General features: G+C 71.9%; 12 protein-coding genes and 1 pseudogene. 6 read left to right on the top strand and 7 right to left on the bottom strand.

Annotated features, from left to right (window positions below; translation table 11 throughout):
• Positions 1-12: 12 nt before the first annotated feature.
• Genes N4P33_RS01630 through N4P33_RS01620 form a run of 3 tightly spaced genes read right to left on the bottom strand, consistent with a single transcriptional unit; the run spans position 13 to position 3,142 of the window.
• The gene (locus tag N4P33_RS01630; RefSeq protein WP_260824351.1) at positions 13-846 is read right to left on the bottom strand and encodes a sugar phosphate isomerase/epimerase; all 834 of its coding nucleotides are present in this window, start codon (positions 844-846) and stop codon (positions 13-15) included.
• A complete protein-coding gene (locus tag N4P33_RS01625; RefSeq protein WP_260824350.1) occupies positions 843-1,994 on the bottom strand; it encodes a dihydrodipicolinate synthase family protein in 1,152 nt (383 codons plus the stop codon). Before N4P33_RS01625 ends, N4P33_RS01630 begins: the two co-directional genes overlap by 4 nt.
• Positions 1,991-3,142, bottom strand: a complete 1,152-nt coding sequence (locus tag N4P33_RS01620) for a Gfo/Idh/MocA family protein (protein ID WP_260824349.1) — start codon at positions 3,140-3,142, stop codon at positions 1,991-1,993. Before N4P33_RS01620 ends, N4P33_RS01625 begins: the two co-directional genes overlap by 4 nt.
• Before the next feature lie 221 nt (positions 3,143-3,363).
• Between N4P33_RS01620 and N4P33_RS01615 the strand changes: the two genes are divergently transcribed.
• The 3 genes and pseudogenes from N4P33_RS01615 (at position 3,364) to N4P33_RS01605 (ending at position 5,617) form a co-directional block, all read left to right on the top strand.
• The gene (locus N4P33_RS01615; protein ID WP_260824348.1) at positions 3,364-4,410 is read left to right on the top strand and encodes a LacI family DNA-binding transcriptional regulator; all 1,047 of its coding nucleotides are present in this window, start codon (positions 3,364-3,366) and stop codon (positions 4,408-4,410) included.
• A gap of 229 nt (positions 4,411-4,639) precedes the next feature.
• Positions 4,640-4,761 (top strand): annotated as a pseudogene (locus N4P33_RS01610) (MarR family transcriptional regulator); the annotation flags it as partial.
• 55 nt (positions 4,762-4,816) lie between these two features.
• Positions 4,817-5,617 carry a sugar phosphate isomerase/epimerase gene (locus N4P33_RS01605; protein WP_260824347.1) on the top strand — a complete coding sequence of 267 codons (801 nt, stop codon included), beginning with the start codon at positions 4,817-4,819 and terminating at the stop codon, positions 5,615-5,617.
• On the opposite strand, the gene N4P33_RS01600 is transcribed toward N4P33_RS01605, so the two are convergent.
• A complete protein-coding gene (locus N4P33_RS01600) occupies positions 5,601-6,524 on the bottom strand; it encodes an EamA family transporter (RefSeq protein ID WP_260824346.1) in 924 nt (307 codons plus the stop codon). The genes N4P33_RS01605 and N4P33_RS01600 overlap by 17 nt on opposite strands.
• 90 nt (positions 6,525-6,614) lie before the next feature.
• On the opposite strand from N4P33_RS01600, the gene N4P33_RS01595 reads away from it, so the two are divergent.
• From N4P33_RS01595 to N4P33_RS01585, 3 genes are all read left to right on the top strand, one after another.
• Complete coding sequence (locus tag N4P33_RS01595; protein ID WP_260824345.1) at positions 6,615-7,532, top strand: LysR family transcriptional regulator; 918 nt, start codon at positions 6,615-6,617, stop codon at positions 7,530-7,532.
• Between the two features lie 331 nt (positions 7,533-7,863).
• Positions 7,864-9,714 (top strand): glycoside hydrolase family 3 protein, encoded by a 1,851-nt coding sequence (locus N4P33_RS01590; RefSeq protein WP_260824344.1) that lies wholly within the window; start codon positions 7,864-7,866, stop codon positions 9,712-9,714.
• 143 nt (positions 9,715-9,857) lie between these two features.
• Positions 9,858-10,496 (top strand): hypothetical protein, encoded by a 639-nt coding sequence (locus tag N4P33_RS01585; RefSeq protein WP_260824343.1) that lies wholly within the window; start codon positions 9,858-9,860, stop codon positions 10,494-10,496.
• Positions 10,497-10,512: 16 nt separating this feature from the next.
• Here the strand turns inward: N4P33_RS01585 and N4P33_RS01580 are convergent, their stop codons facing one another.
• From N4P33_RS01580 to N4P33_RS01570, 3 genes are all read right to left on the bottom strand, one after another.
• A complete protein-coding gene (locus tag N4P33_RS01580) occupies positions 10,513-11,973 on the bottom strand; it encodes a S28 family serine protease (RefSeq protein WP_260824342.1) in 1,461 nt (486 codons plus the stop codon).
• Positions 11,974-12,083: 110 nt separating this feature from the next.
• Positions 12,084-12,470 carry a hypothetical protein gene (locus N4P33_RS01575; RefSeq protein WP_260824341.1) on the bottom strand — a complete coding sequence of 129 codons (387 nt, stop codon included), beginning with the start codon at positions 12,468-12,470 and terminating at the stop codon, positions 12,084-12,086.
• An 87-nt stretch (positions 12,471-12,557) separates the two neighbouring features.
• Positions 12,558-16,268, bottom strand: coding sequence for an ABC transporter ATP-binding protein (locus N4P33_RS01570; RefSeq protein ID WP_260824340.1), 3,711 nt, complete (start codon positions 16,266-16,268; stop codon positions 12,558-12,560).
• Positions 16,269-16,301: the final 33 nt, after the last annotated feature.

Below are 16,301 nucleotides of genomic sequence, written 5' to 3'. Positions count from 1 at the left end.
CAGCTCCTACAGCTACTGCAGCGCGTGCTCCACGAAGCGCCGGGTCGTCTCCGCCAGTACCTCACGGCCGTCCCTCGCCCAGAGGGTCTCGTTGAACAGCTCCACCTCGATCGGCCCGGAGTACCCGGCCGCCTCCACATGGCCCCGCCACTCGCGCATGTCGATCGCGCCGTCGCCGATCTGGCCGCGGCCGTTGAGGACGCCCTCGGGGAGCGGGGTCGTCCAGTCGGCGAGCTGGAAGGTGTGGATGCGGCCCTCCGCGCCCGCCCGGGCGATCTGCGCGGGGGCCGTGTCGTCCCACCAGATGTGGTACGTGTCCACGGTCACGCCGACTTGCCGTGCCGGGAAGCGTTCGGCCAGGTCGAGGGCCTGGGCCAGGGTGGAGACCACGCAGCGGTCCGAGGCGAACATCGGGTGCAGCGGCTCGATGGCCAGCTTCACCCCGTGCCGCTCGGCGTAGGGGCCCAGCTCGGCGAGGGCGTCCGCGATGCGTTCGCGGGCGCCGCGCAGGTCCTTCGAGCCGGCCGGGAGGCCGCCCGAGACCAGGACCAGGACGTCCGTGCCGAGCGTCGCCGCCTCGTCCACGGCACGGCGGTTGTCCGCCAGTGCCGCCGCCCGCTCCGCCGGGTCGATCGCCGTCAGGAAGCCGCCCCGGCACAGCGTCGTCACCGCCAGGCCCGCGTCGCGGACCAGCTTCGCCGCCGCCTCCACGCCGTACGCCTGGACCGGTTCGCGCCACAGGCCCACGCCGGGGACGCCCAGGTCGCGGCAGGCGTCGACGAGGTCCGGCAGGGACAGCTGCTTGACCGTCATCTGGTTGATGCTGAACCGCGCGAGATCGGTCACGGCGTCACTCCGTACAGGTGCAGCAGGGTCCGCATCCGTTCCTCGGCGAGCTTGGGGTCAGGGAACAGGCCGAGGCCGTCGGCGAGCTCGTAGGCGCGCGCGAAGTGCGGCAGGGAGCGGGCCGACTGCAGGCCGCCGACCATGGTGAAGTGCGACTGATGGCCCGCGAGCCAGGCCAGGAAGACCACGCCCGTCTTGTAGAAGCGGGTCGGGGTCTGGAAGAGGTGGCGGGAGAGTTCGACGGTGGGGTCGAGCAGGGACCGGAAGCCGTCCACGTTCCCGGTGTCCAGGACCCTTACCGCCTCCGCCGCCAGCGGGCCCAGCGGGTCGAAGATGCCCAGCAACGCGTGGCTGAAGCCCTGGTCGTCGCCCGCGATCAGCTCGGGGTAGTGGAAGTCGTCGCCGGTGTAGCAGCGCACGCCCTGCGGGAGGCGGCGGCGCAGGTCGATCTCGCGCTGGGCGTCCAGGAGGGAGACCTTGATGCCGTCGACCTTGTCGGGGTGGGCCGCGATCACCTCCAGGAAGGTGTCGGTGGCCGCGTCGAGGTCCGTCGAGCCCCAGTAGCCCTCCAGCGCCGGGTCGAACATGGGGCCCAGCCAGTGCAGGATCACCGGTTCGGCGGACTGGCGCAGGAGGTGGCCGTAGATCTCCAGGTAGTCCTCGGGGCCCTTCGCCGTCGCGGCCAGTGCCCTGGAGGCCATGAGGATCGCCTGGGCGCCGGACTCCTCGACGACGGCCAGCTGCTCCTCGTAGGCCGCGCGCACCTCGGCGAGCGACCCCGAGGTGATCTGGTCGGTGCCCACACCGCAGGCGATACGGCCGCCGACCGCCTTCGCCTCGGCGGCGCTGCGGCGGATCAGCTCGGCCGCGCCCGCCCAGTCCAGGCCCATGCCCCGCTGGGCGGTGTCCATGGCCTCGGCGACCCCGAGGCCGTGGGACCACAGGTGGCGGCGGAAGGCGAGGGTGGCGTCCCAGTCGACGGCGGCGGGCGCGTCGGGCGAGACGTCCGCGTACGGGTCGGCGACGACGTGCGCGGCCGAGAAGACCGTACGGGAGGTGAAAGCGCTTCCCGGGCGGACGGTCAGGGGCTCGGTGCGCGGCTCGTAGGTGCGCAGGCGGCCCTGGGCGTCGGGCAGTCGGATGGTCACAGCGAGATCTCCGGTACGTCGAGGCGGCGGCCCTCGGCGGAGGACTTCAGGCCCAGCTCGGCGAGCTGGACGCCACGGGCGCCGGCCAGCAGGTCCCAGTGGTAGGGGGCGTCGGTGTGGACGTGCTTGAGGAACAGTTCCCACTGGGCCTTGAAGCCGTTGTCGAACTCCTGGTTGTCCGGGACCTCCTGCCACTGGTCGCGGAAGACCTCGGTGGCGGGGATGTCGGGGTTCCAGACGGGCTTGGGTGTGGCGCTCCTGTGCTGGACGCGGCAGTTCCTGAGCCCCGCGACCGCGGAGCCCTCGGTGCCGTCGACCTGGAACTCGACGAGTTCGTCGCGGTTGACGCGGACCGCCCAGGAGGAGTTGATCTGGGCGATCGCGCCGCCTTCGAGTTCGAAGATGCCGTAGGCGGCGTCGTCGGCGGTGGCGTCGTAGGGCTTGCCGTTCTCGTCCCAGCGCTGCGGGATGTGGGTGGCGGTGAGGGCCTGGACGGAGGTCACGCGGCCGAACAGCTCGTGCAGGACGTACTCCCAGTGCGGGAACATGTCGACGACGATGCCGCCGCCGTCCTCCGCGCGGTAGTTCCAGGAGGGGCGCTGGGCCTCCTGCCAGTCGCCCTCGAAGACCCAGTAGCCGAACTCGCCGCGCACGGAGAGGATCCGGCCGAAGAAGCCGCCGTCGATGAGCCGCTTGAGCTTGAGCAGGCCCGGCAGGAACAGCTTGTCCTGGACGACGCCGTGCTTGATGCCGGCCTCGTTCGCGAGGCGGGCGAGTTCCAGGGCGCCGTCGAGGCCGGTGGCGGTGGGCTTCTCCGTGTAGATGTGCTTGCCGGCGGCGATCGCCTTCTTCAGGGCCTCCTCGCGTGCGGAGGTGACCTGGGCGTCGAAGTAGATGTCGACGGCCGGGTCGGCGAGGACCGCGTCCACGTCCGTCGAGATGTGCTCCAGGCCGTGCCGCTCGGCGAGCGCCCTCAGCGCGTGCTCGCGGCGGCCGACGAGGATCGGCTCGGGCCACAGCACCGTGCCGTCGCCGAGGTCGAGGCCGCCCTGTTCGCGCAGGGCGAGGATCGAGCGGACGAGGTGCTGGCGGTAGCCCATGCGCCCGGTCACGCCGTTCATGGCGATACGCACCGTCTTGCGTGTCACGTCATTCCCTTCGTACGCGGTTGGCGCGCCGCGTACGTTCCACTGGTGAACGTGACAGCAAGCGCTTTCTATCTAGGGAGAAGCTAGCCTCTGAGGCGGGGTGTGGACAAGACCAATGCGAGTCCGAGTTGTTCGAGGGGGCGAACAACGGAGCGTGTGGGCCTTAAGGTCTGGTCGGGACCCGGTCCGGACGGTGGAACGCGCGAGGCGGAGGACTTGACATGACGGTGACTCTGGCGGACGTGGCGGCCCGCGCGCAGGTCTCCCCCGCGACGGTGTCGCGCGTGCTGAACGGCAACTATCCGGTGGCGGCGTCCACGCGGGAGCGGGTGCTGAAGGCCGTGGACGAGCTGGACTACGTGCTGAACGGTCCCGCCAGTGCGCTGGCCGCGTCGACGTCCGACCTGGTCGGCATTCTGGTGAACGACATCGCCGACCCCTTCTTCGGGATCATGGCGAGCGCGATCCAGTCCGAGATCGGGGGGCCGGGTGGGCGCGCGGGCGGGGAGCGGCTGGCGGTCGTGTGCAACACGGGTGGGTCGCCGGAGCGGGAGCTGACGTATCTCACGCTGTTGCAGCGGCAGCGGGCGGCGGCGGTCGTGCTCACGGGTGGGGCGATCGAGGACGCGGCGCACAGGGCGGCGATGGACGCGAAGCTGCGGAAGCTGACGGAGGCGGGGACGCGGGTCGTGCTGTGCGGGCGGCCGCCGGCGCTGGAGACGGGGGCGGTCGCGTTGACCTTCGACAACCGTGGGGGCGGGCAGGAGCTCGCGGAGCATCTGATCGGGCTGGGGCATCGGCGGATGGGGTACATCGCCGGGCCCGAGGAACGGACGACGACGCGGCACCGGCTGGAGGGGCATCGGGCGGCGCTGGCGGCGCACGGGATCGAGGAGGATCCGCGGTGGACCGTGCACGGGCGGTACGACCGGAGGTCGGGGTACGAGGCGACGCTGGAGCTGCTCCGGCGTGATGCGTCGTTGACGGCTGTCGTCGCCGCGAACGACTCCGTCGCGCTGGGGGCGTGTGCGGCGCTGCGGGACTCGGGGCTGTCGATCCCGGGGGATGTGTCGGTGGCCGGGTTCGACGATCTGCCGTTCAGCATCGATGCGGTGCCGGCGCTGACGACGGTGCGGTTGCCGTTGGCGGAGGCGGGGGCTCGGGCGGGGCGGATCGCGATGGGGCGGGAGGAGCCGCCGCCGGGGGGGATCGCTTCGGTGCGGGGGGAGTTGATGGTGCGGGGGTCCTCCGGGGTGCCGCGGTCTTGATCGTGCGGGTGCGTCGGGGTCGGCCAGTGGTGGGTCGCGCACCCCGGCGCTGACGGGGCACCGTCCGCGCCCACCCTCCCCCGCTCTCGACTCCGCTCGAGCGGAGGGACCCCCATCGCCCTGCGGCACGACTGCCCGCGGGAGGGACGGGGTGGCCGGGGCCGTCGCCCGGCTGCTCGCGGGGTGGACGGTGTCGGCTGCGCGCGGGAGGGACGGGACGGCCGAGGCCGCCGCCCGCCGTATCCACCAGCGGCAGGCTTCAGGCTGGGCGGCGAGAAGCCGCACCGCTCCTTCGGCAAGGACCTGGTCGGCCAGGACTGGCGGCTGGACCTGCGGGCGACACCGGAGTGACGACCGGAGCAACGAGGGGGAGCTACCCGGCGGCGTCGCGGGTAGGGTCCCGATTATGAAGCTGGCGTTCTCCACCCTCGGTGTCCCCGGCCTGCCCGTGGCCGATGTGCTGCGCCTCGCGACCGCGCACGGCTATCACGGCATCGAACTGCGCGCCCATCCCGAGGAACCCGTCCACTCGGGCCTCTCCCCCACCGAACGGGCCGATGTCGCCGCCGAGTTCAAGGCGGCCGGTGTCGAGATCCTGGGTCTGGGCGGGTACGCGAAGGTCGCGGCGCCCTGCGACGACGAGATCGTGATCACCGAGGTGCGCGCCCTGCTGGAGCTGGCCCGGGATCTGGGCGCCCCGTATGTGAGGGTCTTCCCGGGCGCCGATGCCGAGCAGAGCGGCGAGGAGGCCGACGCCGCCGCCGCGCGCCGGCTGGGCACGGCCGCCGAGTACGCCGCCGATCTCGGCGTCCGCATCCTGCTGGAGACCCACGACTCGCACCGCACCGGCGCGGACATGATGCGCATCCTCGGGCTGGTCGGGCATCGCCAGGTGGGCGCCCTGTGGGACGTGATGCACACCTGGCTGGGCGGCGAGCAGCCCGCGGAGACCTTCGCGGCGCTCTCCCCGCACCTCGGCTACGTCCAGGTCAAGGACATCGCCTCCCCCGACGACACCACGCCCCTCGCCCTCGGCGCGGGCATCCTGCCGCTGACCGACTGCGTGGAGGTCCTCTCCCGGCACGGCTGGGACGGCTGGCTGTGCTGGGAGTACGAGAAGCGCTGGTATCCCGAGGCCACCCCGCTGCCCGAGCTGCTCGGGTCCGGGCGCGAGCATCTGGCGCGGCTGCTCAACGACTCGGCGTGAGTCCCGCTGCCTCCACCGGCTGAGGCTCCGGCACCGGGGCGGCCGTCCGGCGGCGCGGGAGCGTGATCGACGCCAGCGCCACCCCGCCGACCAGCAGCGCCGCCGCGCACCAGCGCAGCGGCGTCACCGACTCGCCCAGGAACAGGGCGGCCGAGGACATGCCGAAGACCGGGACGAGCAGGGAGAACGGCGCGACGGTGGACGCCGGGTGACGGCGCAGCAGCCAGCCCCAGGCGCCGAAGCCGAACACCGTCGCGACCCAGGCCACGAAGAGCACCGTGCCCGCGCCCTGCCAGTCGAGCCCGCGCAGCGCCTCGGCGTCCCGCGAGGGGCCTTCGAGGAGCAGCGACAGGGCCAGCAGGGGCAGGACCGGGACGGTGCTCACCCAGATCATGAAGTTCAGGGCATCCGGTGGTGCCGCCTTGCGGGTCAGGATGTTCGACACGCCCCAGCAGGCCGCCGCCGCGATCACCAGGGCGAACCCGAGCAGGGGGCCCGAGGTGCCCTCGTCGATGGCCGCGACGCCGACGCCGGCCAGGGCCACCGCCATGCCGGCGAGCCGGATCCGGGACGGGCGTTCGCCGAGGAGCGCGAAGGCGAACAGGGCGGTGAAGACCGCCTGGACCTGAAGCACCAGGGAGGAGAGCCCGCCCGGCATCCCCGCGTCCATGCCGACGAACAGCAGCCCGAACTTGGCCACGCCCAGGGCCAGGCCGACGCCCACGATCCACTTCCAGGCCACCTTGGGCCGCCCCACGAAGAACACCGCGGGCAGCGCCGCCACGAGGAAGCGCAGCGCGGAGAACAGCAGCGGCGGGAAGTGGTCGAGGCCGACCTCGATGACGGTGAAGTTCACGCCCCAGACGGCGGCGACGAGGACGGCCAGCAGGAGATGGGAAGGTCGCATGCGTCGAGGATCACCGGAGTACACACTTCAGCACCAGCGATGATTCCTGCATGGTTGGATGAAGCATCGCTAATCGATCGGGGAGTGGCCATGCTCGACCTCCAGCGGCTGCGCGCCCTGCACGCCGTCTCCGTCCACGGCACGGTCGGGGCGGCGGCCGTGGCGCTCGGGTACACCTCCTCCGCCGTCTCCCAGCAGATCGCCAAGCTGGAGCGGGAGACCAGGACCGTGCTGCTCGAACGGGAGGGCCGTGGCGTACGGCTGACCGACGAGGCGCATCAACTGGTCGCCGCCGCTCAGGAGTTGCTGGCGATCGTGGAGCGGGCGGAGACGGAGCTGGAGGAGCGGCGCGGGGTGCCGGCCGGGCGGCTGACCATCGCGGCGTTCCCGTCGGCGGCGCGCGGGCTGATGCCGCCGGTGCTGGCCGATCTGGCGCGGCGTCACCCCGCCCTGGACACCCGGCTGAGCGAGGTCGACCCCCATCTGTCGGTGGACCTGGTGGCCAAGGGGGCGGTCGATCTCGTGGTCGCGCACGACTGGGACATCGCGCCGCTGCCGGCGCCCGCGGGGGTGGAACAGGCGGTCGTCGGGGACGACCTGTGCGATCTGCTCGTACCCGAGGGGCACGCCTTCGCGGGACGTACGGCGGTGCGGCGGGAGGAGCTGGGCGGTGAGCGGTGGATCTGCCAGCCGCCGGGGCGGGTCTGCCACGAGTGGCTGGTGCGCACCCTGCGGGCGGCCGGGCACGAGCCGGAGATCGTCCACCAGGCCGACGAGAACCCGACGCTCGTCGCTCTGGTCGCCGCCGGGCTCGGCATCGCCCTGATCCCCCGCCTGGGCCGGGGCCCGCTCCCCGCAGGCGTGGTCGAGGTCCCCCTCGACCCCATGCCCGTACGCCGCCTGTACGCCCTGTGGCGCACGGGAGCGGCCCGCCGCCCGGCCATCGCGGAAACGGTCCGCACGCTGCGCGAACACTGGCCGAAGGTGTCGGCTCGAGTGCCCCGCTGAGCACACCCCCCTCTCTCGCACCGACTTCGGGAAATCCTCCTCACCCCGGGAACCCACCCCCACCCCCGCCCGTCCAACTCGCGAGTTGCCGGACGAGTCTCCGTGGTGCGGTGTCGGCTTCGCTGCTGGCTGCGATCGCTGACCCACCCTCTCCGCCGTACCGCGGCCGGCAGCACGCCGCCATCGGCGCGCCCCCCTCCAACTGCGCCGATGGCGGCCCCTCGTTGAGTACTGTGCATTCCCTTGACTGGCAGAAACTTCCCGGATATTGGTGACCTCTTGGAAGTTTCCTTCAGCGGATCCCCGCGGATCACCTCCGGAAGGAGTGCACGTGCCCGACAGCAGCACGGGAAGCACGGGAAGCACCGCACGTCCGTCCAGACGCACCGTCCTCGCCGCCACGGCGGGCGTCACCACCGTCCTGGCCGCCGGCGGCACCGTCCACGCGGCGACCGGCAGGCCCGACACCCGCCACGACGCCGCGCTCCGCGCGCTCATCTCCGGGATGACCCTGGAGGAGAAGGTCGGCCAGCTGTTCGTGATGCGGGTCTACGGCCACTCCGCCACCGCACCGGACCAGGCCGACATCGACGCCAACCTCAAGGAGATCGGCGTCCGCACGGCCGCCGAACTGCTCGCCAAGTACCGCGTGGGCGGGATCATCTACTTCGCCTGGGCGCACAACACCCGCGAGCCGCACCAGATCGCGGATCTGTCCAACGGCATCCAGAAGGCGTCCCTGGACCTGCCGCGCGGACTGCCGGTGCTGATCTCCACCGACCAGGAGCACGGGATAGTCGCCCGTGTGGGCGAGCCCGCCACCCTGTTCCCGGGCGCCATGGCGGTCGGCGCGGGAGGCTCCCGGTCCGACGCGCGCACGCTCGGGCGGATCGCCGGGCAGGAACTCCGCGCCATGGGCATCCGCCAGAACTACTCCCCCGTCGCCGACGTCAACGTCAATCCCGCCAACCCCGTCATCGGCGTACGGTCCTTCGGTTCTGTACCGGAGGCGGTCGGCGGCCTTGTCGCGGCGGAGGTCAAGGGCTACCAGTCGTCCGGTGTCGCCTCGACGGCCAAGCACTTCCCCGGCCACGGCGACACCGTCGACGACAGCCACGCCAAGCTGCCCTGGATCCACCACACCCGTGAGCAGTGGGAGCAGCTGGACGCGCCGCCGTTCCGGGCCGCGATCGCCGCCGGCATCGACTCGATCATGACGGCGCACATCGTCGTCCCGGCCCTCGACCCCGCCGAGGACCCGGCCACCCTGTCCCGCCCGATCATGACCGGCATCCTGCGCGAGGAGCTGGGCTACGACGGTGTGGTGGTGACCGACTCCCTCGGCATGGAGGGCGTGCGGACCAAGTACGGCGACGACCGGGTGCCGGTGCTGGCGCTGAAGGCGGGCGTGGACCAGCTGCTCAACCCGCCCTCCCTGGACGTGGCGTGGAACGCCGTGCTCAACGCGGTGCGGGACGGCGAGCTGACCGAGGCCCGGCTCGACGAATCGATCCTGCGCATTCTGCGGCTGAAGGCGAAACTCGGGCTGTTCAAGGACCCGTACGTCTCCCACGCGGACGTGGACCGCACGGTCGGGACCCGGTCCCATCTCGCCTCCGCCGACCGGATCGCCGAGCGGACGACGACCCTGCTGGTCAACGAGGAGCGGCTGCTGCCCCTGTCCCGGCGCCGGCACAAGAAGCTGCTGGTCGTCGGCGCCGATCCGGCCTCCCCGTCCGGTACGACGGGACCGCCGACCGGTGTGCTCGCGGGCGCGCTGACCGAGCTGGGCTTCACCGCCACCGCCCTGTCGACCGGCATCGCCCCCTCGGCGGCGTCCATCGCCAAGGCGGTCGCGGCGGCCCAGGACGCCGACGCGGTGGTCGTCGGGACGTACAACGTCTCGGCGGCCGGCAGCCAGAAGACGCTCGTCGAGCAGCTCCTCGCCACCGGGAAGCCGGTGGTGGCGGTGGCGATCCGCAACCCGTACGACGTGGCCCATCTGCCCGGCGTACCGGCGTATGTGGCGGCGTACGCCTGGACCGACGTCGAACTGCGGGCGGCGGCCCGGGTGATCGCCGGCAAGGTGGATCCGCGCGGTGAGCTGCCGGTGCCGGTGCAGCGGGCGGACGATCCGGCGCAGGTGCTGTTCCCCGTCGGGCACGGCCTGCGGTACCGGTGACACCGGTGCGCGTACGCATCCCGGCGTAGCCCGCGTACGCCGCACACCCGGCGCACCACCCCCAAGGTGCGCAAACCACCCCGTATGTCTGGCGTGGTCCGCCGCGGCGGGTCACGCTGGACGGGGGTGTCCGGGGGGATGCTATGCGGGTGAGAAGTTCTGTGGGGGCGTTGTGCGCGCTCGTGGTCCTGATGACGGGCTGCCAGAGTGCGCCGGGCGGCGGGGGCGAGGAGGACGGGCGGCTGGGTGAGCGGTCGTCCGCGACGGCCTCGCCGGTGCCGACCCGGCCGTCCGGGTACGGGGCGGTGTTCCTCGCGGTCGACGAGTGCAGCTCGTTCGGCCGGACCAGTTTCACCGAGGTGTCGTGCGCCAGTGAGCGTGCGGCGGCCCGGGTGGTCGCCCGGCACGACGGCACCATGAAGAACGGGCCGCGCTGCCCGGGGACCACCGACTTCGTGCTGCACATCAGCGAGCAGCGCCCCTCCTCCGACGAGGACGGCGACGGGGCGGTGCCGCGCGGCTACGCCTGTATGCGCAACCTCCAGCCGCCGCACCCCGGGGATCCGGGCGGCGGGGGCGGGCCGCGCACCGTCGTCGGCGACTGCGTCTACAGCCTGGACGACGGCAAGGTGCGCGAGACGGCCTGCGACGGCAAGGGCGAGCACCAGCCGGAGTACAAGGTGACGAAGGCCGTGGACAGCCGGTCGAAGTGCCCGGCGTCCACGGCCCTCTATGTCCGGCTCGGCGGCGACGCACCGGTGGGCTGCGCCCGCCCGGTGTAGTGCCGCGTCACCCGTGTCACGGACGCAGCGTCCGCTCCTGCTCCACGTTGCGCTTGTCCAGCTTGGCGTCGAACTTCGCCAGCGGCTTCGCCGCCGCCGGGTTGTCCTGCACCGCGCTCGGCGTGACGTCCGCCCAGTCGAGGATGCGGGCGGTGGCGAGCGCCTTCTCCTCGGGGACCAGACCGGCCACGTTGGCGCCGTGGTTCATGCCGGGGGCGGTCAGGACGTAGGAGTCACGCGCGCCGTGTCCGAGGCGGAACGGCTCGGCGCCCCAGGGGTCGTTCTCGCCGTAGACGAACAGCATCTGGCGGGCGTTGTGCTTCACCCAGGTGTCGACGTCCCGCATGGCCCACGGCTCGAACTTCATCGGGATCGAGCGGGGCACGAAGTTGCGCGGCGGCTGGTAGCCGTAGCGGATGTACTTCTTCTCGATGTGCGGGAACTGGATGGTGGGCGCGCCCAGTTGGGTGCCGGCCTGGTAGTAGTACGGCGTGTACTGGCCGAGGCCCTGGTCGGTGTAGAAGGAGAAGCCGGAGATCGTGTCGATCGACGTCCAGATCTCGTCGTCGGTGGCGTTCTTGGCGTCCGCCGGGATGCTCGTGCAGTCCTTCAGGGTGCTGTACTGCCAGAAGCCCCACACGTAGTCGAGGACGACGGCCTCGTAGGCGCGGTCGAGGCTGCCGATGGTGTCGAAGGTGTACTCGTTCTCGGCGGCGTAGGCCTCGTACTTCTTCTTGAGGGCCTCGCGGCGCACCAGCGCCTCGCGCTGCACGCCGTTCAGGCGGTCGCGGCACTCCTTGGTGCCGACCTTCGCGAAGAAGCGGTCGTAGGCCGAATCCTCCTTGTTCACCACGTCGTTGGGGGCGACGTAGGCGACGACACCGTCCATGTCGCGCGGGTAGAAGCGCTCGTAGTAGGTGGCCGTCATGCCGCCCTTGGAGCCGCCAGTGGAGATCCAGTTCTCGGAGTAGATCTTCTTCAGCGCCTTGAAGATGCGGTGCTGGTCGCTGGCGGCCTGCCAGATGTCCAGCTTGGACCAGTCGGCCGGGTCGGGCCGGGACGGGGTGAAGAAGCGGTACTCCATGGAGACCTGGTTGCCGTCCACGATCTGGGTCGGCTCGCTGCGGCGGGGCGTGGTGGAGACGTTGTAGCCGCTGGTGTAGAAGACGGTCGGCCGGCTGACGTCCTTGTGCAGCACGGTGATGCGCTGCTGGAACGTGCCCTTGGAGGGGCGGCGGTGGTCGACGGGCTGGGTGTAGTTGAGGACGAAGAAGCGGTAGCCGGTGTACGGCTTCTCCTCGACCAGGCTCATGCCGGGTACGGCGAGCAGCCGGTCCTTGATGTCGGTCGTGCTGTCGGTGGTGCTGCTGTCGGTGGTGCCGTTGGCCTCCGGCTCGGCGGCGGTGGCCGCGCCCGCCGTGCTCATCGTGCCTATCAGCACCGTGAGCGCCAGCAGCCATCTGAGCGCCTTGCGCATGCGCACTCCCCTGTGAGACATATGTGCGCCGGAAGCTAGCGGACCAACTCCATGGGGCACCAGGGGACATAGGGAAAACCCTATGGACATGCCTTATGGGTGGCGGGAGTTCAGCACAGGATCCAGCCGGAGCTGACCGAGCCGCCGCTCACCCTGCCCTTCACCCAGACGCAGCGTCGCCCGGCGTGCACGGTCACCGGGCCCGCGTGGCGCTGGTAGCGGCCCTCGTCGACGACCGGCCGGCCGCCGCGCGCCCGGACACTGACCGACATCAGCCGCTTGGCGCCCGGCTTCTTGGCGAGCGTGACGGCGCAGACGTAGCCGCCGCGCTTGTAGACGACGACGGTGCCGGTGGAGAACGGCAGGGTGCGCACCTTGCGTCCGGGGCAGGGCGAGGCGGCGTGCGCCTCCGCGGGAGCGGCGACCGCGAGCAGCCCGGAGGCGGTCAGCACGGCCAGACCGAGCGCGAGTCGCCGGCGTATCGCTCCACTGCCCACAGTCGTCCCTCCCGTATCGCGCCCGAGCGCGTCCAACGGCGTACGGGTGTACGGACGCATGACGTAGGCGGAACGGTTGCGCGGCTGTTACGAAAGCACCGCCGCGGTGTCCTCCCCGATGAAGGTCCGCCACAACTCCGCGTACTTCCCGCCCTGTTGCAGCAGCTCGTCGTGGGTGCCGTCCTCGGCGACGCGTCCGCCGTCCATGACGACGACCCGGTCCGCGCGGGCGGCCGTGGTCAGGCGGTGGGCGACCACCAGGGTCGTGCGGCGGCCGGCCAGGCGGTCGGTGGCCTGGTTCACCTGGGCCTCGGTCGCGAGGTCCAGGGCGGCCGTCGCCTCGTCCAGGAGCAGGATGTCCGGATCGACCAGCTCGGCGCGGGCGAGGGCGATCAGCTGGCGCTGGCCGGCGGAGAGGTTGCGGCCGCGTTCGGCGACCTCGTGGAGGTAGCCGCCCTCCAGCGTGGCGATCATCTCGTGCGCCCCGACCGCGCGGGCCGCCGCCTCGACCTCGGCGTCGGTGGCGTCCGGGCGGCCGTAGGCGATGGCGTCGCGGACGGTGCCGGGGAAGAGGTACGCCTCCTGCGGGACGACGCCCAGGCGGTGCCGGTACGCCGTGAGGTCGAGGTCCCTGAGATCCGTGCCGTCGACGGTGACCCGGCCGCCGGTGGGGTCGTAGAACCGGGCGACCAGCTTGACCAGGGTGGACTTCCCGGCGCCGGTCTCGCCGACGAACGCGACGGTCTGTCCGGCGGGGATGCGCAGGTCGATGCCGCTGAGCGCTTCTTCGTCGTCGCCGTACTTGAAGTGCACGTCCTCGAAGGCGATTTCCCCGCGCAGGACCGGTACGTCGAGGGGCTTGACCGCGGGCCGGGTGGAGGTCGGCTCCTGGAGCAGCTGCTGGATGCGGCCGAGGGAGACGGACGCCTGCTGGTAGCCGTCGAAGACCTGGGACAGCTGCTGCACCGGGGCGAAGAACAGGTCGATGTAGAGCAGGTACGCCACCAGCGCACCGGTCGTCAGCGTCCCGTCGTCGACCCGGGCGCCGCCCACGATCAGCACGGCCGCCGCCGCCACGGACGACAGGAACTGCACGAACGGGAAGTAGATGGAGATCAGCCACTGACCCCGGATACGGGCACTGCGGTAGGCCAGGCTCCGCTCGGCGAACCGCCGCCCGCCGTCCCGCTCGCGCCGGAAGGCCTGCACGATCCGCAGCCCGGCCACCGACTCCTGGAGATCGGCGTTGACGGCCGAGACCCGCTCGCGGGCCAGTTCGTACGCCTTCACGCTCGCCCGGCGGAAGAAGTACGTGGCGACGATCAGCAGGGGCAGCGTGGCGAACACGACGAGCGCGAGCTGTATGTCGATCACCAGCAGGGCGACCATGATCCCGAAGAAGGTGACCAGCGAGACGAACGCGGTGACCAGGCCGGTCTGCAGGAACGTCGACAGGGCGTCGACGTCGGTGGTCATCCGGGTCATGATCCGGCCGGTCAGCTCGCGCTCGTAGTAGTCGAGGCCGAGCCGCTGGAGCTGGGCGAAGATCTTCAGCCGCAGCGCGTACAGGACACGTTCGCCGGTGCGGCCGGTCATCCGGGTCTCGCCGATCTGCGCCGCCCACTGCACGGCCACCGTGAGCAGGGCGAGCAGGGAGGCCGCCCAGACCGCGCCGAGGGCGTTCTGGGTGACACCGGAGTCGATGCCGTGCCGGATCAGCACCGGCAGCAGCAGGCCCATCCCGGCGTCGACGGCGACGAGGCCGAGGCTGACGAGGAGCGCGAGTCCGAAGCCCTTGAGCAGGCGGCGCAGGCCGTACGACTCCTCGGGCTGGACGGCACGCTTCTCGTCGACGTCGGGCACGTCGGTGGCCGGGGGCAGGGCCTCGACCTGGGCGAGCAGTTCGGGGGTGGCCGGGGAGCCGGACAGGGCGGTGTCCTTCGGCTCGCGGTCGCCGGTCCACAGCCGGGGGGTGACCCCGCGCTCGGCGTCGAACTCGGCGTCCAGCTCGGCGCGGACGGAGGTGTCCTCCTGCCGCGGCTCGGCGGGCGGGGTGTGGCCCGGGGAGACGGCGCCGAGCTCGTCGGGGTCGGTGAGCAGACGGCGGTACAGGGGCGAGCGGCGCTGGAGTTCCTCGTGGGTGCCGAGGTCGGCGAGCCGGCCGCCGTCGAGGACGGCGATGCGGTCGGCGAGGTTGAGGGTGGAGCGGCGGTGGGCGATCAGCAGGGTCGTACGGCCCCGCATGACCTCCTTGAGCGCCTCGTGGATCTCGTGCTCCACGCGCGCGTCGACGGCGGAGGTGGCGTCGTCGAGGACCAGCAGGCGGGGGTCGGTGAGGATCGCGCGGGCGAGCGCGATGCGCTGGCGCTGGCCGCCCGAGAGGGTCAGGCCGTGTTCGCCGACCGTGGTGTCGTAGCCGTCGGGCAGCTCGGCGATGAAACGGTCCGCCTGGGCCGCGCGGGCGGCGGCCACGATCTGCTCCTCGGTGGCGTCCGGGCGGCCGTAGGCGATGTTGTTGCGGACGGTGTCCGAGAAGAGGAAGGAGTCCTCGGGGACCAGGCCGATCGCGGCGCGCAGGGACTCGGTGGTCAGCTCGCGCACGTCGTGGCCGCCGACGAGGACGGCGCCGCGCGTGACGTCGTAGAAGCGCGGCAGGAGGAGGGAGACGGTGGACTTGCCGGAGCCGGAGGAGCCGACGACGGCGAGGGTCTCGCCGGGGCGGATCTCGAAGGACAGGCCGTCGAGGACCGGCTGCCCGGGTTCGTAGCCGAAGGAGACGTCGTCGAACTCGACGGTCGCGGGCGCGTCGGCGGGCAGCTCCTTGGTGCCGTCGGCGATGGACGGCTCGGTGTCGATCAGCTCCAGGACGCGTTCGGTGCCGGCGCGGGCCTGCTGGCCGACGGTGAGGACGACGGCGAGCATCCGGACCGGGCCGACGAGCTGGGCGAGGTAGGTGGAGAAGGCGACGAACGTGCCGAGCGTGATGTGGCCGCGCACGGCGAGCCAGCCGCCGAGGGCGAGCATCGCGACCTGGCCGAGCGCGGGGACGGCCTGGAGGGCGGGGGTGTACCTGCTGTTCAGGCGGATCGTGCGCAGCCGCCCCGCGTACAGCCGCCGGCCGACCTCGCGCAGCTTGCCGGTCTCCTGGTCCTCCTGCCCGAAGCCCTTCACCACGCGCACGCCGCTGACCGCCCCGTCGACCACACCGGCGACGGCGGCGGCCTGCGCCTGCGCGTACCAGGTGGAGGGGTGCAGCCGGGTGCGGCTGCGCTTGGCGATCCACCACAGGGCGGGGGCGACGGCGAGGGCGACGAGGGTGAGCGGCAGGGACAGCGAGGCCATGATCCCGAGGGAGATCAGGAACAGCAGGATGTTGCCGATGGTCATCGGCAGCATGAACAGCAGACCCTGGATCAGCTGGAGATCACTGGTGGCCCGTCCGACGACTTGCCCCGTGGACAGTTCGTCCTGACGTCTGCCGTCGAGCCGGGTGATCGCCCGGTACATGTCGGTCCGCAGGTCGTGCTGGACGTCGAGGGCGAGCCGGCCGCCGTAGTAGCGGCGGATGTAGGTCATGACGTAGACGAGCAGCGCGGCGCCGATGAGGGCGGCGGCCCAGGGCATCATCGCGCGGGTGTGGTCGCCGATGACGTCGTCGATGATCACCTTGGTGATCAGCGGGACGAGGGCCATGACCGCCATCCCGGCGAGGGAGGAGCCGAGGGCCAGGACGACGTCCTTGGGATACCGCCACGCGTATCCGGCCAAGCGCCGTGCCCATCCCCGTTGCGCGTCCACGCGGTGCCTTCCGTTCGTTGTGCGTCGTTCTTC

This window comes from Streptomyces sp. 15-116A, assembly GCF_025290915.1.
In the GTDB taxonomy this organism is placed as follows: Bacteria; Actinomycetota; Actinomycetes; order Streptomycetales; family Streptomycetaceae; genus Streptomyces.
This window is presented reverse-complemented; position numbering and strand designations above follow the sequence as displayed.